Below are 22289 nucleotides of genomic sequence, written 5' to 3' on the forward strand. Positions count from 1 at the left end.
TGATTCATTTCAGATAATTCTGGTGCTCGATTGCATCGAGTACCTGCTTACTTTTAAATACTAAACAGAGCGTTTGCAACGCGGATAACATTACCATAAAGGTTCTATAGTTACATTGCAAAAAACGCTGTTATCTTCTTCATAATTTCTATAACTGCTATTAACAAAATCTCTTTCATGAAAAACAATTTCAGCTTCTACAGGATTGTAATGAATATAGTTTATACGTTGTTCAATTTTTTCTAAAGTATCTAATATAACTGGATGAAAGCCGTCTTTCCATAGCTTATAATTTTTTGCCCTGTCTGATTTTTGGGCTTCATAGCTAAATTTTCGCAATAGCCATTCCCGTCTGCTTTCCGGAAATTCTTTTATAGCTTCTATGAGTTTCTTTGAGGTGAATTTTTTGAAATCCCGAATAACATTTTGTAATTCACCATCAGCTGCTGTAATAATTAAATGAATGTGACTGGACATATAAACATACGCATGTACACTTAATCCTTTTTCTTTAATACAATAATTTAAAGAATCATCTAAAATATTACAATAGACAGGCCTCACAAATAAATCTACCCAGTCTACAACTGTTATGGTAACAAAAGTTGGTACCGTACTATCAATAACTTTATATTTTCCAGACATTGATTTTATCCTAAAGGTATTGATTTTTAAAATAGCTGCAACGGTTTTACAAGTTGCTTGGTTTAATTATCCGCGTTGCAAACGCTACGATTTTGTTTACATAATTTAAGTAGGTACTCGATGCAATCGAGCACCAGAAAATGTGGACAAACGAGCGCTAGTTGGTATTTCCGCATAGTTTGCTTCTTGTCCATTATAAAGATCAACTGCAATACAATAATCTGGATTTATATAAAAATCTTTTGAATAATGCTTATCTAAATATCGATAAAGTATGTCAGCAAACATTCCTAGTTCACTCTTTTTGAAGCCATTTATTTGAGCCACAAACCAAATCCCTGCAATTTCCTCACTATTGTTATTTGAAAACGTAAAAATATGACAGGGTTTCGCTTCAATTGGAAACCCCTTAATATTAAGTATGGCTCGATCTTTTGGTTGAGTTAGAAAAGTCAAATCAGCATTTGGTTTTAAATGTTGAAAATCATAATCCTTAAAATTATTTACAATGTCAAGATTTCTTTGAAACTGATCTTTATTTTTTTTATCTTCTTCAACTCTTATTTTATCTTCCAATAACTCAATCTTCTCATCCAACAAATTTGCATTCCCATACTTGAAAGTATTTCTAATTGCACTTAGACAACTAATCCAATAATCCCCTCCAGAACCATCCGCAGATTTCGTCTTCTCCTTGTTGAGATTTTTTACTAAAGTGATTTTAGTTTTATCATTTTTTCCACGAAATTCAATTAGTTTTTTTACGGTTATTTTTTCCATAGTTAGTTGTATAAGTATTTAGTTATATAATGCAACAAATATCAGTACGCTATAATTATCTTTTTTACGGAAAACCATATTCTACTAAAATTTACGTTAAACAAGAGTAACAATAAATAAAAGAAAGAGAGCAAGTATTTTTACGTGTTTTAAAAAGTAGAAAACAAATAAATCCTCAACTTTTCCCTACATTTATATCCAAATAAACTGCTTTTCTAAAACATCATTTTAATGAATAAAAATATAAGCGCTCTTTAAAATTAAAAGCTCAATATTGTAAACGCAGCAAACTATTTCCTCTTAAAACAAGAAAAAACAAAACAATCAGAGTAAAACAAAAAAACAGAGAGGAAGATCGTAAATGCTTATTAAGCATATTTGAAATCTCAAAACTAAGCGTAAATAAATACAAAAAAAGCCCAACAAAAAATAAAATAAAAGTAGAAATTGCCATAAATATTATCCTTTCCCCTACTGCCACTTGTTTCAGTGTCATAATTTCCTGAATGATGTAAAAAACAAAATATATAAACCAAACCCAGTATAAAAAATGTAAAACACAGGCTAATATTGATCTCATGTATGTATTTAGATGTTATGGAATGGCAAAAAAATTTATTACCGCAAAAATATTAATTAGCCAATATAAACAACTACGTATTTATACCTGTTATTAAAGCAAAAAAAGCCTCATTTTCCCTAAATTTATATCCAAATAAATCCCATTTTAGCATTATCAAAAAAACATTTCCTTAAAACATCATTTTAATGAATAAAAATATAAGCGCTCTCTATGAAATCGCCCAAAAAGAGACCCGAAAAATAATAGGTTTAATGTCCGGCACTTCGCTTGACGGGCTTGATATTGCACTTTGCGAAGTTTCCGGCGCAGGCGAAAATACTGCCGTAAAAATTCTGGAATTCGAAACCATCAATTATACCGAAGATATTAAAACCGAAATCCATAAAGTATTTGCCAAGAAAACGGTCGATTTTCAGCATTTCGCTTTGTTAAACGAATGGATCGGAATCCTGCATGCCAATATGGTTAACGATTGTCTTCAAAAATGGAATATCCCCACGCAAGAAGTTGACTTAATCGCCTCGCACGGACAAACGGTTTTGCATGCTCCGAAGTTTTTACATCAGCAGGAAAAATTCCCCAATGCGACTTTACAAATTGGCGACGGCGATCATATTGCGATAAAAACCGGGATTATCACGTTGTCAGATTTCAGGCAAAAACATGTTGCTGCTGGTGGTGAGGGCGCACCTTTGGCGGTTTACGGCGATTATTTACTATTTAGCAAAAAAGGCGAAAACCGTATTATGCTCAACATGGGCGGAATTGCGAACTTCACCTATTTACCCGCTTCCCTAAATGCTGAAGATGTTTTTGTAACTGATACCGGAACTGCAAATACGCTAATCGACATTTACACTAAACATTATTTCCCTGAAAAAAGTTACGATAAAGATGCTGAAATCGCTCAAAAAGGAACCGTAAACCAGAAACTTTTAACCGAATTAAAAAACGATGCATTCTTCACGAAAAGTTTCCCTAAAACCATAGGTCAGGAATTATTCAATTTCGAATTTGTACAAAAAGCACTTTCAAAAACAAACCTGACCGATATTTCGGCACCAGATTTGCTGGCTACCTTAACACGGCTTAGTGCAGAAACAATTGCCGAAGCGATTGAATTTGTGGTAAAAAATACGGAAATCCCAATTGAAGATTTTACAATATATATGTCGGGAGGAGGTGCAAACAATCCGTTATTGGTGAATTGGTTAAAAGAACTGCTGCTTTGCAAATTTCAAAAAAGTGATGATTTGGGCATTTTAAGCGATGCCAAAGAGGCAGTCTTATTTGCTATTTTAGCCAATGAAACGGTTGCCGGCGGAGATTATAATTTTGGCATAAACAAAGGAATTCCATCAGTGACAATGGGTAAAATTTCTTTTCCGGATTAATTTTTAAACACACTTCGACTCCGCTCAGCACAGGCTAGGAACATAGAGATTTAAGTTTTCAAAAAAGATGTTCTTAAAAATCCAGATTTTCACACATAGCTTATGTGCATTTAAACAAGTGAAACGCCTTTAACGACAAAAAATATGTCTATGTGTTAAAAAGGAACTTAAAATTTTAAACACATAGATACAATAGATTAAATTTTAAAAAAGATGTTCTTAAAAAAATCCAGATTTTTACACATAGCTTATGTGCATTTAAACAAGTGAAACGCCTTTAACGACAAAGAAAACTATGTTACTATGTGTTAAAATAAGTTTCACTAATTTATACATAATAGCAGAAAAAAATAATTCGAAAAAATTCGTGCAATTCGTGGCAAAAAAACTATTTAATAAAAAACAGAACCATTACATGAAAACCAAACAAATAGCGTTTTAAATTATAATCTCTGAATTATTTACGATAGTCAGCTAAAAAAACTATTTTTGATTTCTGTTAAAAAAGATTACAATGCATAAAAATCAATACCTATTATTCTCTATCATATTTTTATTTTTCTTTGGATGGAATGTCAATTCGCAGGAAAAAGCAAAACATCCTAAAAATGAATTTAGGGGTGTATGGATTGCAACCGTGGTAAATATTGACTGGCCAAAAACCGGTATTGATGGTGTTGAAAAAGAAAAAGCTGATTATATTGAAATTTTAGACGCCTATAAAAAACTAAACTTTAATGCCGTAATTGTACAGGTCAGAAGTGTTGGTGATGCTTTTTATCCTTCAGAACTGGCACCATGGTCGCGTTTTTTAACCGGAAAAGAAGGTGTAACCCCAAGTCCTTATTATGATACATTGGCATGGATGATCGAACAGGCGCACGCAAGAGGGTTTGAATTTCATGCCTGGATGAATCCGTATCGTGCCACTTTCGATTTAAACAAAAACCTTCTAAGCCCGACTCACGACATTTTTAAACATCCGGAATGGATGATCGAATATGGAGGAAGGTTATATTACGATCCTGCATTGCCTGAGGTTCAGACACATTTGACTAAAGTTGTCAAAGAAGTTGTCGATAAATATGATATTGATGCCATACATTTTGATGATTATTTTTATCCGTATGCCGTTCCCGGAAAAGTTTTTAATGATACAGCCTCCTATAAAAAATATGGTGCAGGTTTAAGTATTGCAGACTGGCGCCGTGCAAATGTCAGTAATTTTGTGCATACCATTTCTACGACTATCAAAGCAAGCAAACCCTGGGTTCAGTTTGGAATCAGCCCATTTGGGGTTTGGAGAAATAAATCAGTAGATCCAAAAGGTTCAGACACACAATCAACAGCAAATTATGATGATTTATACGCCGATCCTGTTTTATGGATGGACCAGAAATGGATCGATTACATCCTGCCGCAATTGTACTGGAGTATGAATAACCCAAGAGCTTCTTACTCAAAATTAGTAAAATGGTGGGCAGAAAATTCTAATAATACTGCCGTTTATATTGGGCATGCATCCTACAAAATCAGGGCTGACGGTGATAAAAGCTGGAATTTTATGAGCGAAATTCCGAATCAGGTTGATTTTGCCAGAAACTTTAAAAATGTATCCGGAAGCGCTTATTTTAGTGCAAAATGGTTCATGGACAAAAACTTTGATATCGTTCGCCATTTAGAAGAAAATCAATATAAATATCCGGCATTACCCGCAGCAGTTCCAAATTTAAAACGTGTTATTATTGACACTCCTTTTGTAAATGAATTTATTATTGACAGCACGAAGTTCAGTTCAAAATACATTCTCAACATCAAATATCCATTCAATACAAAAGTGCGCTATATGGTGGTTTATGGAGCAGAACATATTTCAAAAATAAATATCAACGATCCAAGTCAGATTTTAGATAAAATATTTATTGACGAAAATAATACAGGAACTATCTCATTATCACTCCCTGCCGAAAAAATGAAACTTTATAAAGCTTGCGCTGTCACATTTATTGATTATTTTGCAAACGAAAGTATTCCAACAATTATTGACCTGAAAAAGACATTTAAAATCTATACACCTGCACAACCCAATGAAAACAGATAATAAACCGTGGTTTTGGATTCCGCTTCTTAATTTTGCGTCTGGATTACCTTACGCTGTCATCATTTCCGTTTCGGTTATCATGTACAAAAAACTTGGAATCTCTAACAAAGACATTGGTCTTTATACCAGTTTATTATATCTGCCTTGGGTAATCAAACCATTATGGAGTCCGTTTATTGAATTATTCGGAACTAAAAGAAAATGGTTTTTATCGATGCAATTGCTTATCTCTATTGCCTTTTTATTAGTCGGTTTTACCATTCCAACAAGCGTTTTTTTTATGATGACCCTGGCTATTTTTTGGGTTGCCGCATTTGCTTCAGCATCTAATGATATTGCTAGCGATGGCTTTTATTTATTGGTTTTACCCGAAGATCAACAATCTTTTTTTATCGGAATCAGAAGTACCTTTTATAGACTCGCAATGTTGGCCGGAAACGGATTAATTGTTTTATTAGCGGGATATTTGGAACACAAATACGGCGACAATACTAAAGCTTGGTCTTATACCATGATTGCTGTTGGTTTGTTAATGACTTTTATAACGGTCTACAATTTTTTCTCGACACCGAAAACCGAGATAAACGCAGGCGAAAAACCTATAGATACTAATAAACAAAGTTTTGCAAGCATTTTTGCAAGCTTCTTCAGAAAAAAACAAATTATCCTGGTCCTTTCTTTTATCTTATTATTCAGATTAGGGGAATCGCAATTAATTAAGATGTTGACTCCATTTTTAGTAGATCCGATTAAGTATGAACTAGTTGAAACCGGATCAGACGAAAGTCAGGCAAAAGCTTTGGAAATATATAATTCAAAAGTAAAGAACGGAGAAAAATTATCCGATTCAGAACTACAGCTACTTTATTCTAAACTTCCCATTTTAGTGGAAATGAGAAATCAAAAAAAACCACTGACAGAAGTAGAAAATAAAGATAAAGCAGAATATAAAAATGCAAATAAGGCCAGAATTGACTTTGTAGATTTATTGATTGTTAATAAAGGAAATCAAAAAACAATTAAAAAAGGCGGGATGGGACTTGAAACCGAGGACATCGGTTTGATTTATGGAACTTTTGGATTAATCGCTTTAACCTTAGGCGGAATTCTTGGTGGAATTGCTATCTCAAAACAAGGTTTGACAAAGTGGATGCTACCAATGATTTTAACCATGCACTTGCCAATAATTGGTTTTATCTTATTAGCGTATTTTCATCCGGCTTCCATTTACTATATTTATGCTGTTGTAATTATCGAACAATTTGGTTACGGTTTTGGTTTTGCAGCTTTCATGATGTATTTAATTTATGTGGCTGAAGGAGAATCAAAAACCGCACATTACGCTCTTGCAACCGGATTTATGGCGATGGGAATGATGTTGCCCGGAATGGCCAGCGGATATATACAGGAATATTTAGGCTACGGAAATTTCTTTATTTGGGTATTTCTGGCTACAATTCCTGGTATTATTTTATCACGTTTTTTAATTTTCCCGAAAGATTTTGGGAAAAAATCTGAAGAAGAAGTTTAACCCCAAATCAAACATCTTACATATGGAAATCAATGAGAATTTGCAGTCCGAACGAAACCTGAAAGGAGCTGAGTTCGAAAAAACAGGGAATTTTAAAGAAGCAATTGAATTATATGAGAAGAATGTAGAGGAAAGCTTTAAAGGAAACCATCCTTACGATCGGTTAGCCACGATCTACAAAAATCAAAACGATATCGATAACGAAATCCGGGTTTTAGAAAAAGCCATTATCATTTTTGAAGAAATTACAATCGAAGACCGAATTGAAGGATTACCAAAACTCTTCCGATTTAAAAACCGACTGGAAAAAGCATTGCACACTAAAACACAGCTTGCCAAACAAAAGAAAAGCAAACTTAAGTAAAAATAAATTTCATAGTATTTATCATGACCCGCTTAAAAAGAACCAACTCTGACGATATTGATTTTATAAATCTGGTAGTTTTATTAGATCAGGATTTAAAAATCAGGGATGGAGAAGATCACATTTTTTATAATCAGTTTAATAAAATTGATAAAATAAAACATGTCATCGTTTTTTATGAAAATGATGTTGCCGTTGGTTGTGGAGCATTCAGGGAAAAAAAATCAGATACGGTAGAAGTCAAACGCATGTTTGTAAATCCTGATTACCGAAAAAGAGGAATTGCTGCTGCCGTTTTAAAAGAACTGGAAAATTGGGCAGCTGAACTAAATTATACCTATACTATTCTGGAAACAGGAAAAAAACAACCAGAAGCAATTTCTTTGTATCAGAAATCAGGCTATACCATAATTCAAAATTATCCTCCTTACGAAGAAATGGATAATAGTGTCTGTATGAAAAAGACTTTATAATAATGAAAATGACAGCCGAAGCATTAAAACAAAAAGTGGGACAATTCTTTTTCCCAGCTGTTTTTATAAACGATACCGAAGAAAACATTCAGGAAACCGAACGTTTAATCAAAGAACACAATATTGGCGGACTAACCTTTTTTCATAGTCGTGCGAGCGCAGCTACCAACTACGAAAGCAAGAAAAAAATCGTTTTTAATGATGATAGCTACGAAAAAATCAAAGCTTTGATTATTCGTTATCAAAAATGTGCTTCCACTCCACTTTTAATAAGTATCGATGCCGAATGGGGCTTAGCTATGCGTATCGAAAAAACACCGCAATATCCGTATGCGATTACGCTTGGTGCTTTGCCTGAAAATAAATCGAATCTGGTTTATGAAGTTGGAAAGCAAATTGGCTTAGACCTTAAAGCCGCCGGAATTCATTATAATTTAGCACCTTTGGCAGATATAAACAACAATCCAAACAATCCGGTTATTGGATATCGTTCTTTTGGTGAAAACAAAGAAAAAGTTGCTGATTTTGCCATAGAATATTTAAAAGGAATGTCGGAAGTTGGGATTTTAGGCTGCCTGAAACACTTTCCCGGACACGGAAATACGAATGTCGATTCGCATTTGGGATTGCCGGTTTTAAAGGAGAGTTTAGAAGAATTAATGGAAAACGAATTATATCCCTTCATCAAGGGAATTGAAAATAATGTCGATTCGATTATGATTGGACATTTGGCTGTCCCGAGCTTAAATGACGGAAAAGATACTTCTGCTACTTTATCAAAACCGATTATAGAAACACTTTTACGCGAGAAATTAGGCTATAGCGGATTAGTAATTTCTGATGCGCTGAACATGCACAGCGTTTCGAAATTATACGAAACCAAAGGTGAACTGGAATGGGAAGCTTTCAACGCCGGAAATGATGTTTTATGTTTTGCTGAAAATGTTCCTGAAGGAATTGAGACCATTCTTAAAAATGCTTCACCGGAACGCATTGAAGAAAGCTTCAACAGAATCATGAAAGCCAAAGAAAAAGTGGGACTTTTAAATAATTCTTTTGCAGCAGTCGGAACATTAAATTTTGAAAAAGCATCAGAATTAAATCTTGAAATTGCTGAAAATGCAATTACAAAAATAATTGATAATTCGAATACTGAACTGGTTTTTGAAGCGCATAAAAATAATCAGTTAGCCAAACTGAGTTTGTATAAAAGTACGCAGAATACTTTCTTCCAAACATTAAATCCAAAATTAGATTCTCCCGAATTTGCTTTTGAAAACTTAGAAAATTCAGATGTTTCAACTATTAAAAAGCAACTGAAAAACTTCGAAACCATAATCATTTCATTATTTGTTCCGAAAGCAAAGCCAGCAAATAATTTCGAAATAAATGATGAAATTTTAGATTTACTTTCAGTTTTACTACAAACTAAAAAATGCATCATTTACGTTTTCGGGAATCCGTATGTTTTGCCACTAATTCCAAATCTTAAAAAAGCCTCAGGATTAATTCAGGTGTATCAGGATTTTGAAGAATTTCAAAAAATAGCAGGAATTCAATTTCTTGAAAATACTGATTGCCACGGAAGTCTTCCTGTAAATATTGAAATTCAATAACTTACAATAAATTCGTTTTAAAGTATAACTAAAAATTATTACTAAATAAATATTTATAATTACATCTTATTGTAAGTACACTAACTTATACGCTACTTTTGCACCGAAATAAATTTTTAACTTTAAAACGAAAAATATGTCTTTAGTAGGAAAAAAATTCCCAAGTATTGCAGTAGATGCTATCTCAGAAATGGGTGATAATTTAAAAATCAACATTTTTGAAGAAGCAGTAAACAATAACAAAAAAGTTCTTTTGTTTTGGTATCCAAAAGATTTCACTTTTGTATGTCCAACTGAATTACACGCCTTTCAAGCTGCATTACCAGAATTTGAAAAAAGAAATACTATCGTAATTGGAGCTTCATGTGACACAAACGAAGTACACTTTGCCTGGTTAAACACTCCAAAAAATAACGGTGGAATCGAAGGTGTAACTTACCCAATCCTTGCTGATACAAACCGTAACTTATCTAACATTTTAGGGATTTTAGACATTGAAACTACAGAATACAGCGAAGAAACTGATTCAGTAATCATCGAAGGTTCAAACGTAACTTACAGAGCTACTTACCTAATTGACGAAACTGGAAAAATCTTCCACGAAAGTGTAAACGATATGCCATTAGGCCGTAACGTAAACGAATACTTAAGAATGGTTGATGCTTACACACACATTCAGGAAAAAGGAGAAGTTTGTCCTGCAAACTGGGAAGCCGGAAAAGAAGCTATGAGCGCTGACAGAATCAGTACTGCTGAGTACCTGAGCGCGAACTAATTCCTTTTAAAGGTTCTAAGATACTAAGATGCTAAGGTTCTAAGATTTTTTCTTAAAACCTTAGTAACTTAAAATCTTACTTCCGAAAATATTCAAAAGAGACTGAAAAAAAAGCTAAAAACCTTAGCAACTTAGATCCTCAGTTCCTCAGAACCTTAAAACAAAAACTATGTTAATCGACTTAAACGAAGATACGTTAGCAGATTTAGTTGCTAAAAACGAAAAAGTAGTAGTACAATATTCAGCTTCATGGTGTGGAAATTGCCGTATTATGAAACCAAAATTCAAAAAATTAGCAACAGAAAATGAAGCTATCACTTTTGTTTTGGTTGATGCTGAAAATTCTCCTGAATCAAGAAAATTAGCCAACGTAAGCAACCTGCCTACTTTTGCAACTTTTGTAAACGGGCAATTAGTTGGTGAAACCCAAACCAACAAACAAGAAGTTTTAATCGATTTGGTAAACGCTATTGCGTAAATCGATCGTTAGATTTTTAGACTGTTAGATTTTTCGAATCTTATCTAAAAATCGAATTATCCAGTAATCTATAAATCTAAAAAATGAAATTACCCGTAATAAAGCAATTGACCCAATTTATCGAAGAAAACGATCAGGATTATATCATCGAAACAATTGAAGTTCTTGAAGCTATGACCGAAATTCCGTCTTTAAAAGACGAAGAATTAGATGTAATCGGCGAATTGATTTCAAACATGTACGGTGCGCTTGAAGTACATAAAATGGTAACTCAGGGCACGGATAAAAAAGAAGCTTTAAATGCGTTTATGAAACGTGTTTTAGGTTCAATCGATAAATAATCGGCCTCTTTCAAAAAAAACTCAAGCGTTTCTGAATCAAGAGACGCTTTTTTTTTGTGAAATGTGTTAAGAATGTATCAAGTATATAAGATTTATATCCAAACTCTGCAACAAAATATAAAATCTATCCCTAAAATAATAAGGACGAGACACCATTAGAAAAAGGGGCTATTTAACTTTGTCTCCACTCGCCCCTTTCCCTAATGCTGTCGGGCTGTACGCGCTACTTCGGTAGCTTGCTCCCATCCCTCTCGCGAAGAAAAACATAGGAAAAGAGAACACAATTGTCACCCTGAGCGGAGTCGAAGGCTTTAGTACGAATTAAGGTCTTCGACTCCGCTCAGACTGACATTGGAAAATACTAAAATTCACAATTTTCCGTTATCTTAAAACTCACATAATTGTCATCACAACCCGTAACAAATACTTTTAGATTCAAATTTTAATCCTTACTTTTGAACCTCATTAATTTAAACAAAAATCATGGCTTCAATTACATTAGGAGGAAATCCGGTTCATACATCAGGCGAATTACCAGCAGTTGGTTCACAATTAGCTGATTTCAAATTAGTACAAAATGACTTATCAATAGCTTCATTAAGCAACTTTGCAGGAAAAAAATTAGTTTTGAATATTTTTCCAAGTGTTGATACAGGAACTTGTGCAACTTCTGTTAGAAAATTCAACGAAAGTGCAGGTAATTTAGAAAATACAACTGTTTTGTGTATTTCAAGAGATTTACCATTTGCCCAAAAACGTTTTTGCGGTGCTGAAGGATTAGAAAACGTAGTTAATCTATCTGATTTTCAAGCAGGTGATTTTGGTAAACAAAACGGTTTAGAAATCGTTGACGGACCTTTAGCAGGTTTACACTCAAGAGCAATTATTGTTGTTGATGCCAACGGAAAAATCACGCATACGGAACAAGTTGCCGAAATTGCAAACGAACCAAATTACGAAGCAGCTTTAGCAGCACTATAATTAAAGAATGGAATTCCAAAAAGACAATACTTTTGTTAAAGGCCGACTTAAAAGCGTTACATACGCTTTTAAAGGCGCCTTAAAATTGATAACCACCGAACATAGTGTCATGGTACAATTCTCGTTAGGAATTATAATGACTATTGCCGGTTTTTATTTCCATATTTCTCATGAAGAATGGCTTTTTCAAACCCTGGCAATTGGTCTTGTACTAAGTATAGAAGGTCTGAATACAGCTGTCGAAAAAGTAGCCGATTTTATTCACCCAAATTATCACGAAAGAATCGGATTTATTAAAGATATTGCGGCTGGAGCGGTATTTTTTGCTGCAATTACAGCAATAGCAACAGGCTTAATTATTTATATACCAAAATTTATTTAGGCAACAGGAGACGTAAAAATGGCGAAGACAAGCAAAAAAGAAACTTTAAACAAAAAAAACGAAACCAAAACTGAGACTAAAAGATCCTGGAAGCTTACCAAACAACAAAAATTTGTTTTTGGCTGTCTTTTGGTACTGTTTTCTATTGCACTATTAGTTGCATTTATTTCCTTTTACATCAACGGACAATCTGATCAAAGTGCCGTAAGTCAGCTTGGCGACCGTTCTGAGGTTGTGCAAAACTGGCTAGGGAAATTTGGGGCGTATCTTGCCGATTTGATAGTATATAAAGGATTCGGAATAGCTTCGTTTATTTTTGTGCGCTTGTTTTTCCTTACCGGAATGTTTTTTGCGTTGGAACTTTCCACCGGCAAATTAAAAAACATTTGGTTTTGGGATTTATTTGCTATCATTATTGTTTCTGTTTTATTTGGATTCTTTGCTACATCTGCACCTGAATTGGGAGGAACTATTGGTTACGAACTTAATTTATTCTCACAGGATTATATCGGAAAAACAGGAACTTTATTAGTGCTGCTTTTTGGGTTAATCGTGTATTTGATTTTCAAGATTAAATTATCTCCGGAAAAAATTCAATCCTATTTTGACTCAACTAAAAATGAAATCAAATCAGAATTGAGTTCTATAAACACATCTCAACAAACACAAGGTGCCTATAATTTAGAAGAATTTGCCATTGAAGAAAATGATGAAGAGTTAGATGACATACATTTAAAAACGGATGTTTCTCAATTCGAAATCAACAAAGAAGCTTTAAAACCTACGATTTCAAATTCATCAGAAATCGATTTAAATCCAATTTTGAAGCCGCTTCAAATGAATATAAATCCGGTATCAGAAACGCCGGTGCACACTGAAGAATTTGTCATTGAAAAAGCGGAAGAGGAAGATATTATCGAAGAAAACCTGGCTTCACGACTGGTTGCCGACTTTGGGCTTTTTGACCCGACTTTAGATTTATCGAATTATAAGTTCCCAACGATTGATCTCTTAAAAGAATATTCGACAGGTGGAATTACAATCAATCAGGAAGAATTAGAGGAAAACAAAAATAAAATTGTAGACACACTCCGCAACTACAAAATTGAAATTGCACAAATCAAGGCAACCGTTGGTCCATCGGTAACTTTATACGAAATCGTACCGGAAGCGGGAATCAGAATTTCTAAAATCAAAAGTTTAGAAGATGATATTGCTTTATCACTTTCAGCATTAGGAATTCGTATTATTGCGCCAATTCCCGGAAAAGGGACTATCGGTATCGAGGTTCCGAACAAAAACCCAACTATGGTTTCTATGAAAAGTGTAATTGGTTCTGCTAAATTTCAGGAAGCTGAAATGGAATTGCCAATTGCTTTAGGAAAAACCATCTCAAACGAAACTTTTGTTGTCGATTTAGCCAAAATGCCTCACTTATTGATGGCGGGTGCTACCGGGCAAGGAAAATCGGTTGGACTAAATGCAGTTTTAACATCTCTTCTATATAAAAAACATCCTGCCGAAGTAAAATTTGTTTTGGTCGATCCTAAAAAAGTAGAACTTACTTTATTCAATAAAATTGAAAGACATTATTTAGCCAAGCTTCCGGATACTGAAGATGCTATTATTACAGACAACGCAAAAGTAGTCAATACATTGAACTCACTTTGTGTCGAAATGGATAATCGTTATTCTTTATTGAAAGATGCAATGGTTAGAAATATCAAAGAATATAATGATAAATTCAAAGCCAGAAAACTAAATCCGGAAGCCGGACATCGCTTTTTACCTTATATTATTTTGGTAGTCGATGAGTTTGCCGATTTAATTATGACTGCCGGTAAAGAAGTCGAAATTCCGATTGCCCGTCTGGCTCAATTAGCCCGTGCTATTGGTATTCACTTAATTATTGCAACACAAAGGCCTTCTGTAAATGTTATTACAGGTTTAATTAAGGCTAACTTCCCTGCGAGAATTGCTTTTAGAGTAACTTCCAAAATTGACTCAAGAACAATCCTGGATACTCAGGGTGCCGATCAGTTAATTGGTCGTGGAGATTTATTATATACTAACGGAAACGATGTGGTTCGTGTACAATGCGCCTTTATTGACACTCCGGAAGTCGAAAAAATTACAGATTTTATTGGTTCACAAAAAGCGTATGCTACGGCATATTTGCTTCCTGAGTTCGTTGGCGAAGAAACTGGCATTAATCTTGATATGGATATTTCCGAAAGAGATACTTTATTTAGAGAAGCTGCAGAAATTATTGTCAATGCGCAACAAGGTTCAGCTTCATTATTGCAAAGAAAATTAAAACTGGGTTACAACAGAGCAGGACGTCTAATAGATCAGCTGGAAGCAGCCGGAATTGTTGGGCCTTTTGAAGGCAGTAAAGCACGTAGTGTAAACATCTTAGATTTAAGTGCTCTTGACCAATTTTTTAATAATGAACAAAATTAACCCCATCATGAGAACAAAAATTCAGGAAATCAACCACAATTTTATCACAAAAAAAAGTAAAAGAGTTCTTCAAATGGCTATTTTACTTCTTTTGAGCTTTACCTCTATTCAGGCTCAGGATAAAAAGGCCAAAGATTTATTGAACCAAGTAACTGCTAAAATAAAAAGCTACGATAATATTACTATCGATTTTAAATATTCTTTAAACAATGCTAAAGAAAATATTAATCAGGACAGCAAAGGAAATGTAATCATGAAAGGCAATCAGTATGTATTGAATTTTATGGGTGTAACCAAAATATTTGATGGCCAAAAAACCTACACAATTGTTCCTGAAGATGAAGAAGTTACTATTTCTAAAGTAAATGAAAAAGACGATAATGCCATAACACCTTCAAAAATGCTTACTTTCTTCAATTCCGGATACAAATACAATATGGATATTGTTCAAAATGTTAAGGGAAGAAAAATTCAATACATTAAATTAGCACCTACAAATACAAAAGATCAGCGAAAAGAGATCTTATTGGGTATTGATGTACAGACAAAACACATCTATAATTTAATTGAAACAGGAAAAAATGGTACAAAAACAACTTTAACCGTTAATTCTTTTAAAACCAATCAGCCTTTATCAAAAAATCAATTTACATTTGTAGCGAGTAAATATCCAAAGTACTACATCAATAAATTAGATTAATTACAAGGTTGAAAATTTTAGACAAATACTTATTAAAAACATTCCTGATTACATTTACTACGGTATTTGTAATCCTTTTTTTTATTTTCATACTTCAAACTGTGTGGCTCTTTATCTCTGAACTTGCAGGTAAAGATCTGGACTTTATATTGGTTGTAAAATTCCTGCTTTTCTCAATGCCCCGCATAATTCCGTTAGTTTTGCCATTATCGGTCTTATTAGCTTCAATTATGACATTTGGAAACTTAGCTGAGAATTATGAATTCGCAGCCATGAAATCTTCAGGAATATCATTGCAAAGAGCAATGCGGGTTCTAATCATCTTTATATTCCTGTTAAGTATCGTTGCTTTTTGGTTTTCCAACAACGTTATTCCTTTTGCCGAATATAAATTTATTAATTTCCGAAAAAATATTGCCCAGGCCAAACCCGCTATGGCAATTGCTGAAGGTCAGTTTAATGATGTTGGTTTTTACAACATTAAAGTAAATAAAAAATCCGGTGAAAATGGCAATATTCTAACAGGGGTTACCATTCACGAAAAACCAACCAATACAGGTGAAAACAAAACAGTTATCAAAGCAAAGAAAGGAAAATTGATAAGTAGTGAAAAATCCAGTATTTTGAAATTGGTACTTAATGATGGCTATTATTATCAGGATGTAACTCCAAAAAAATACGAAGACAGAGCTAAGTTGCCTTTTATAAAAGGAGCATTTAAAACACAAATCATCAATATTGACTTATCAGAATTAAACAAGGTAGATACTGAAAACGAAAGTATTAACAGTACAAGCAGTATGCTAAATATTAATGAATTGCGTTACACTCTTGACTCGTTAAACAAGAGCAGAGATAATGAAGTCATTTCTTTTGCTGAAAACATAAATCAACGAGTAGGCATCTCAAAACCTATTTTAGTTACAATCAACAAAGAAAAAAAGAAAAAATCATTACCTAATAACCTTTTATCACTTTATAACAATAAACAAAAAAAGGGGATTTTAGATATGGCTGCGAGTAATATGACCAGTACTATTTACTCTATAGAATCAACACAGAAAGAATTAAAAGATAAACAGCGTGACATCAATAAGCATTTGACAGCTTTATACGAAAAGTTTGTAATTGCCTTTGCTTGTTTCTTAATGTTTTTTATTGGTGCACCATTAGGAGCCATTATCCGAAAAGGAGGGCTTGGATTACCAATTGTATTTGCTGTTTTAATTTTTATCACATTCCATTTTATCAATACTTTTGGAAAAAGACTTTCTCAAGAAGGCGGAATGACACCTTTTATTGGAGCCTGGATGTCTTCGTTTATACTATTGCCTCTTGCAGTTTTATTAACTTACAGGGCAACAAATGATAACGGTTTAATCAATTTTGACGTTATCACCACTCCTATTCAAAATATATTTCAAAAAATTTCCGAGAGGTTTTTCCCTTCTCAAAACCCAGAATAATTATGTCAACAATAAAAATACAACTCAATACCATTGAAGAAGCTATAGAAGATATTCGTCAGGGTAAAATAATCATTGTAGTCGATGATGAAGATCGTGAAAATGAGGGAGATTTTTTGGCTGCAGCCGAAAAAACAACACCGGAAATGATTAATTTCATGGCTACTCACGGTCGCGGATTAATTTGCACGCCTCTTACTGAAAGCCGCTGCAAAGAACTTGATTTGCGCGCAATGGTTACCAATAATACCGATCATATGGAAACTGCCTTTACAGTTTCTGTTGATTTAAAAGGAAATGGGGTTACCACAGGAATTTCTGCCGCTGACAGGGCAAAAACAGTCTTATCTTTAGTAGATTCAAATACCAAACCACACGAATTAGCCCGCCCCGGACACATTTTTCCATTGGTAGCCAAACAAGGAGGTGTTTTAAGAAGAACCGGACACACAGAAGCCGCTATAGATTTTGCAAGATTGGCAGGTTTTAAATCTGCCGGGGTTATTTGTGAAATCTTAAATGAAGACGGAACAATGGCACGTTTGCCCCAATTAGCAGAAGTGGCTAAAAAATTCAATTTAAAATTAGTTTCAATTGAAGATTTAGTTGCCTACAGAATGCAGCATGACAGTCTTATAGTTAAAAAAGAAGATTTCGACATAGAAACCCGTTTTGGAACTTTCAGACTAAGAGCTTACGAACAAACAACCAACAAACAAATACATATTGCGTTAACCAAAGGAACATGGAATTTAGGAGAGCCAATATTAACGCGTATTCATTCTTCTCAGGTTAATAATGATTTACTGGGTACCTTAACCAATAATGCTGACCAGCAATTAGACGATATGTTTAAGATCATCAATGAAGATGGAAAAGGTGCTGTTATATTTATTAATCAGGATATGCAGGCTGTAAACTTGTTAAACCGTATCTCTGAACTAAAAGCATTACAATCACAGGGTACCATGAAAGCTCCAAAAGTGGTTATTGATACTAAAGATTACGGAATTGGGGCTCAAATTTTACATGATATTGACATTTCGAAAATTAGATTGGTTTCGAATACACAACAAACAAAACGTGTTGGAATGATAGGCTACGGATTAGAGATTACCGAATATGTAAACTATTAATATGGGAACTTTAGAAGAAAGAATCATAAAATCTGAGACACATATTTTTAAAGCTGTTTTTCCGAGTACTACCAATCACTATGACACTTTATTTGGTGGAACTGCACTTCATCTCATGGACGAAGTTGCTTTTATTTGCGCTACGAGATTTAGCCGAAAAAAAGTTGTAACAATATCGACAGGTCAAATTGATTTTAAAAAAGCAATTCCGGCCGGAACTTTAATCGAATTAGTGGCAAAAGTGGTCAATGTGGGAAGGACAAGTTGTAAAATTCACGTTGATATTTTCATGGAACAAATGTATTCAGAACAGCGTGAAACTGTGGTTTCAGGAACTTTTTCTTTTGTTGCAGTTGATGAAAACAAAAAACCAACGCCAATTTTGGATTAATTGTTTTATTTAACGTAAAATATCGTTTTAATAAATACTGATTATGAAGCACTTGAAAATTTCTTTAAAATAATCATCAAAAAAGGGCAAAAAAAGTTTTTATAATCGAAAAAGCGTACTATATTTGCACTCGCAATCAGTAAATGATAGCAACATACTGGAGAAATGGCAGAGCGGTCGAATGCGGCAGTCTTGAAAACTGTTGACTGTAACAGGTCCGGGGGTTCGAATCCCTCTTTCTCCGCGAAGGCCCGAAAACAAAGGAAAAATAAGATTTTCAAAGTTTTCAAAAAAGCCTAAAAAAAGCGGTAAACCCTGCAAATCCAACGATTTGCAGGGTTTTTTCTTTTATACCACTTTTCAATATTTATAAAATCAATCAAAATCTTTGTGGCAGAATCGTGGCACATCGGTATTGGAGTAGATACCTTTTTTACCACAAAAAACTAAGGCTGTTTTAAAGATAGTCACCAAAACTAATTTTGTGGCAGAATCATGGCACAAAATACTTTACACATCCAAATACCTAGCGAAATAAGGCTCTGCGAGGATTAGGCTCGAAACTTTATATACGCTGTTTATTTTATTTATTTTTTATCAATAGGTTCGAGTCTCTTTCCTGCTCAAAAAAATGAGTAATGGGCAGCTTTTTTATTATATACTCATCAAATAACTAACCAGGTTTTCTTTTGTATCCAGACCCATTTTTTTTCTTAAACGATGTCGGGAAACTTCAACTCCTCGACTTGAAACATTCATAATTTCTGCAATTTCTTTTGTTGACATATTCATTAATAAATATGTCGACAAATCTAATTCTCGAGGAGAAATTGTTGGGTGTTTTTCTTTTAATCTTTTTAAAAAATCATAATGAACATTTTTGATGTGTTTTTCTAAATCTTTCCAGCTTGTGTCTGTATTTACCTCTTTTTCAATGCTTCTGTTTAATTTGGTAAATTGGGATTTAGTGGTTTCATCAAATGATTCTGTATTAATGTCTTTTAGTTTATGGATGATTCCGTTTAGAATTTTGTTTTTATTTACTACCTGCAAAGAATTATTGACTAGCTCCTTGTCTTTTGCTAGAATCTTGGTTTTAAGCTTGTCCTTTTTTAGTTTTTCATTTTCCTTTTCCAGTTCATATTGTTCTTGTCTGATTTTTGATTCCTTTTCCAGATAAAGTCTTCTTTGCTCAATGGTTTCATAATATTTATTTTTTCGTATTTTCATTTTTATCCTGTTCCGGATAAAAAATATGGATGTAATAGCAAGTAAAATATAAACTAAGTATGCTAAAAAATGTCTATACCATGGTGGAGAAACCGTAAATACAATAAATGTTTCTTCTGATTGAATTCCATAGCTATTTCTCACTTTTAATTTCATTTTATAATTACCTTCTCTCAAGTAGGTATATTCTTTAAATGAAATTGTTGACCAATTACTCCATTTTTCATCAAAACCTTCCAATTGATATGAAAATTCAAGATTCTCAAGATTTTCATAAGTAGGGGATGAAAAGGTGAATTTTACATGATTTGCAGAATACGGAATTAAATATTTTTCAGACACTTTTTTCTCGTTTCCAAAGATTAGTGTATCTCTGGGTGAGGAAAAACTTCGAATAAAAACGTTGGGTTTACTGACTGTTTTGCTTAATAGTTGGGAATCGTAATGTGCTAATCCGTCTATAAGTCCTATAAATATGTTTTTTGGATTAATGGTATTTACAGAAAGACGATCCGTGATTAAATTACCCGTCAAACTTGAAAATGGGGCGACAATATTTGTATAACTACCATTGCTATTTTTCATTAATTCGCCTAATGATTCATTGAATACATACCAGAGGTTTCCATTGGTATCTTCAGTTAATGCTTTAATTCTGGGAATGTCTTTAAAAATCAAACTCATTTTTTTGTCTACATAAAATAAGTCCTGCTCTTTTGAATATCTATAAAAATGATTGTTTGTTTGAAAGTAAATACTGTTGTTTATTTTTTGGATGCTTCCAAAACCTTTGTCATTAGCCGACAAATTAGGAATGGTTTTTATCAATTTAAATTTTTTTAAATCAGAAGACAGTGCCATTTGATATAATAATCCATCATTTTTTAGCCATAAATAGTTATTATCCATTTCGAAAGATAAAGAGGATTTATAAATGCCCCCAATTTGATTTCTGAATTCTAAACCATTAGCTGTCTTTTCGAATACCGCAAACCCATTTTTATTTGATCCTATAATAAAATTTGGCCGACTGGGGATTATTTGAAATCTAGAATAACCATTTTCATCCAGTACTTTTATCACTTTCCCTCCTTCAATCACTAAAGCACCATTATTGTGTGCGCATAATAATTGGTTTCCAATTACTTGAATAGCGTCGGCTTGACCAATTGTTCCTTCTACTAGGGTAAAACTGCTTTCATTGAAGTTTTTGTTCCAAGGATGGTAAAAAATGCCTTGGTTTGTAGCTACATACAAATTTTCTTTATATACGACCGATGCATAAACGCTACCTAGATTATAACTAAAAGGAAAATAACTAAATGGTGAGTTTTCATTAATAAATGCGATTCCGCTATCTAAACCAAGCCAAAGATTATTCTTGTTGTCAATAAAAGAGGTTAGCACAGTATTATTCTGGAGTCCTTTGTCGCGATCAATATGTTGAATGATTTTTCCATTTAAATCACATATAATAATCCCGTTTAAAACTGAATTGAGGACAATGAAGTTGTCTTTTATAGTAACGCCTCCAAGTGAACCATTCTTTTTGATGAATACATTCGCTTCGGTATCCCAAGGAATCATTTTTTCATTGTCATATTTAAAAAGACCCTTGTTTAAAGTAGCAACGAGCAACTTGTTATCAGGCATAGGAAAGATACCCCAGATTTCTGTATTATTTAAAATGGTAGTGTTTTTTAGCTGGAATAATTTTCCGTTTTTGTATTCTATTATCCCTGCTGTAATATCTTGAAAATACAAGTGGTTATTTACTTGGAATGAAAATTGGAATTTAGTGGGGGCTTCCAATAATCTAAGTTTATTGTTTTTAAAGATAAAAGCCCTTTCAAAAGATTGAAAAATAACTTCCCCTTTATGAATATGTATCTTCCAAATGTAACCAGTTAATTTGACTGTATTTATATTTACCATTTTAGATAAAGAAAAATATTCCAGTTTTCCTTTAGAATTAGGTTTGAAATAGCCAAATTCATTATTACCTCCGACAAATATTTTGCCCGAATCATCAATTTTTACGGATCTAATAAGGGGAGAATTTGGTAAGCTATACTTTCGCCATGATGCACCGTCAAATTGAAATAGACCGTTATTGTTGGCAAAGTAAATATTTCCGTTTTTATCCTGGTCAATATTCCAGTTTTGAGTACCTCCTTTATAATCGGTTCTTTTATAATTTCGGATGTCAGGGATTCCAATGTTTTTGATTTGACCAAAAAAGGGTATTACAAATAATAGAAAAAAAAGGGTATTTAATTTTATTTGATTCATGATTATCTCTTTTAAGTTGTAGTCAGTCAATTTTTCTCTTTAAAAAAATGATTGTCATTTTAGCCATAATCTGTAATACTTACTGATTACCAGCCTATCAAAAAGGCTAAATTATCTTTTTTTTAGCAATGCAAGTTTTTTTTGTTTTAAAATACTTTGATGCGCAA

The 22289-nt window shown here is 33.3% G+C and carries 19 protein-coding genes and 1 tRNA gene; 17 read left to right on the forward strand and 3 right to left on the reverse strand.

Annotated features, from left to right (window positions below; all coding sequences use genetic code 11):
• Positions 1 to 90 precede the first annotated feature (90 nt).
• Both PMI10_RS05835 and PMI10_RS05840 read right to left on the reverse strand, forming a co-directional pair.
• Positions 91 to 645, reverse strand: coding sequence for an REP-associated tyrosine transposase (locus PMI10_RS05835; protein WP_007805586.1), 555 nt, complete (start codon positions 643 to 645; stop codon positions 91 to 93).
• A gap of 105 nt (positions 646 to 750) precedes the next feature.
• On the reverse strand, positions 751 to 1425 hold the full coding sequence (locus tag PMI10_RS05840) for a hypothetical protein (RefSeq protein ID WP_007805587.1): 675 nt from the start codon (positions 1423 to 1425) through the stop codon (positions 751 to 753).
• Between the two features lie 768 nt (positions 1426 to 2193).
• Here PMI10_RS05840 and PMI10_RS05850 point away from each other — a divergent pair.
• The 17 genes from PMI10_RS05850 to PMI10_RS05930 all read left to right on the forward strand — a co-directional run bounded on the left by PMI10_RS05850 (position 2194) and on the right by PMI10_RS05930 (position 18844).
• Positions 2194 to 3402 carry an anhydro-N-acetylmuramic acid kinase gene (locus tag PMI10_RS05850; protein WP_007805591.1) on the forward strand — a complete coding sequence of 403 codons (1209 nt, stop codon included), beginning with the start codon at positions 2194 to 2196 and terminating at the stop codon, positions 3400 to 3402.
• Between the two features lie 514 nt (positions 3403 to 3916).
• Positions 3917 to 5503, forward strand: a complete 1587-nt coding sequence (locus PMI10_RS05855; protein ID WP_007805593.1) for a glycoside hydrolase family 10 protein — start codon at positions 3917 to 3919, stop codon at positions 5501 to 5503.
• Positions 5490 to 7034, forward strand: coding sequence for an MFS transporter (locus PMI10_RS22295; protein ID WP_007805595.1), 1545 nt, complete (start codon positions 5490 to 5492; stop codon positions 7032 to 7034). Before PMI10_RS05855 ends, PMI10_RS22295 begins: the two co-directional genes overlap by 14 nt.
• A 22-nt stretch (positions 7035 to 7056) precedes the next feature.
• Positions 7057 to 7398, forward strand: a complete 342-nt coding sequence (locus tag PMI10_RS05865; RefSeq protein ID WP_007805597.1) for a tetratricopeptide repeat protein — start codon at positions 7057 to 7059, stop codon at positions 7396 to 7398.
• A 23-nt stretch (positions 7399 to 7421) separates the two neighbouring features.
• Complete coding sequence (locus tag PMI10_RS05870; protein WP_007805599.1) at positions 7422 to 7871, forward strand: GNAT family N-acetyltransferase; 450 nt, start codon at positions 7422 to 7424, stop codon at positions 7869 to 7871.
• Between the two features lie 2 nt (positions 7872 to 7873).
• On the forward strand, positions 7874 to 9487 hold the full coding sequence (locus tag PMI10_RS05875) for a glycoside hydrolase family 3 protein (protein WP_007805601.1): 1614 nt from the start codon (positions 7874 to 7876) through the stop codon (positions 9485 to 9487).
• A gap of 136 nt (positions 9488 to 9623) precedes the next feature.
• Positions 9624 to 10262, forward strand: a complete 639-nt coding sequence (locus PMI10_RS05880) for a peroxiredoxin (RefSeq protein WP_007805603.1) — start codon at positions 9624 to 9626, stop codon at positions 10260 to 10262.
• 169 nt (positions 10263 to 10431) lie between these two features.
• On the forward strand, positions 10432 to 10740 hold the full coding sequence (locus PMI10_RS05885; RefSeq protein ID WP_007805605.1) for a thioredoxin family protein: 309 nt from the start codon (positions 10432 to 10434) through the stop codon (positions 10738 to 10740).
• Positions 10741 to 10823: 83 nt separating this feature from the next.
• A complete protein-coding gene (locus tag PMI10_RS05890) occupies positions 10824 to 11081 on the forward strand; it encodes a DUF6952 family protein (protein WP_007805606.1) in 258 nt (85 codons plus the stop codon).
• A gap of 483 nt (positions 11082 to 11564) precedes the next feature.
• Complete coding sequence (gene tpx / locus PMI10_RS05895; protein WP_007805614.1) at positions 11565 to 12062, forward strand: thiol peroxidase; 498 nt, start codon at positions 11565 to 11567, stop codon at positions 12060 to 12062.
• A gap of 7 nt (positions 12063 to 12069) precedes the next feature.
• Complete coding sequence (locus PMI10_RS05900; protein WP_007805615.1) at positions 12070 to 12444, forward strand: diacylglycerol kinase; 375 nt, start codon at positions 12070 to 12072, stop codon at positions 12442 to 12444.
• Positions 12445 to 12462: 18 nt separating this feature from the next.
• A complete protein-coding gene (locus PMI10_RS05905) occupies positions 12463 to 14907 on the forward strand; it encodes a DNA translocase FtsK (RefSeq protein WP_007805616.1) in 2445 nt (814 codons plus the stop codon).
• Between the two features lie 7 nt (positions 14908 to 14914).
• Positions 14915 to 15607 (forward strand): LolA family protein, encoded by a 693-nt coding sequence (locus PMI10_RS05910; protein WP_007805617.1) that lies wholly within the window; start codon positions 14915 to 14917, stop codon positions 15605 to 15607.
• Positions 15608 to 15615: 8 nt separating this feature from the next.
• Entirely contained in the window at positions 15616 to 17073 is a 1458-nt protein-coding gene (locus PMI10_RS05915) for an LptF/LptG family permease (RefSeq protein ID WP_035631467.1), read from the forward strand.
• 2 nt (positions 17074 to 17075) lie between these two features.
• Positions 17076 to 18209 (forward strand): 3,4-dihydroxy-2-butanone-4-phosphate synthase, encoded by a 1134-nt coding sequence (ribB, locus tag PMI10_RS05920; protein WP_007805624.1) that lies wholly within the window; start codon positions 17076 to 17078, stop codon positions 18207 to 18209.
• Position 18210: 1 nt separating this feature from the next.
• Positions 18211 to 18600, forward strand: a complete 390-nt coding sequence (locus tag PMI10_RS05925) for an acyl-CoA thioesterase (RefSeq protein WP_007805626.1) — start codon at positions 18211 to 18213, stop codon at positions 18598 to 18600.
• 159 nt (positions 18601 to 18759) lie between these two features.
• Positions 18760 to 18844 (forward strand) — tRNA-Ser (locus tag PMI10_RS05930).
• A 410-nt stretch (positions 18845 to 19254) separates the two neighbouring features.
• Here PMI10_RS05930 and PMI10_RS05935 read toward each other — a convergent pair.
• Positions 19255 to 22122: a helix-turn-helix and ligand-binding sensor domain-containing protein gene (locus PMI10_RS05935; RefSeq protein WP_007805628.1), complete on the reverse strand. Its 2868-nt coding sequence runs from the start codon at positions 22120 to 22122 to the stop codon at positions 19255 to 19257.
• Positions 22123 to 22289 lie beyond the last annotated feature (167 nt).

It is taken from the genome of Flavobacterium sp. CF136 (genome assembly GCF_000282055.1).
GTDB lineage: Bacteria > Bacteroidota > Bacteroidia > Flavobacteriales > Flavobacteriaceae > Flavobacterium.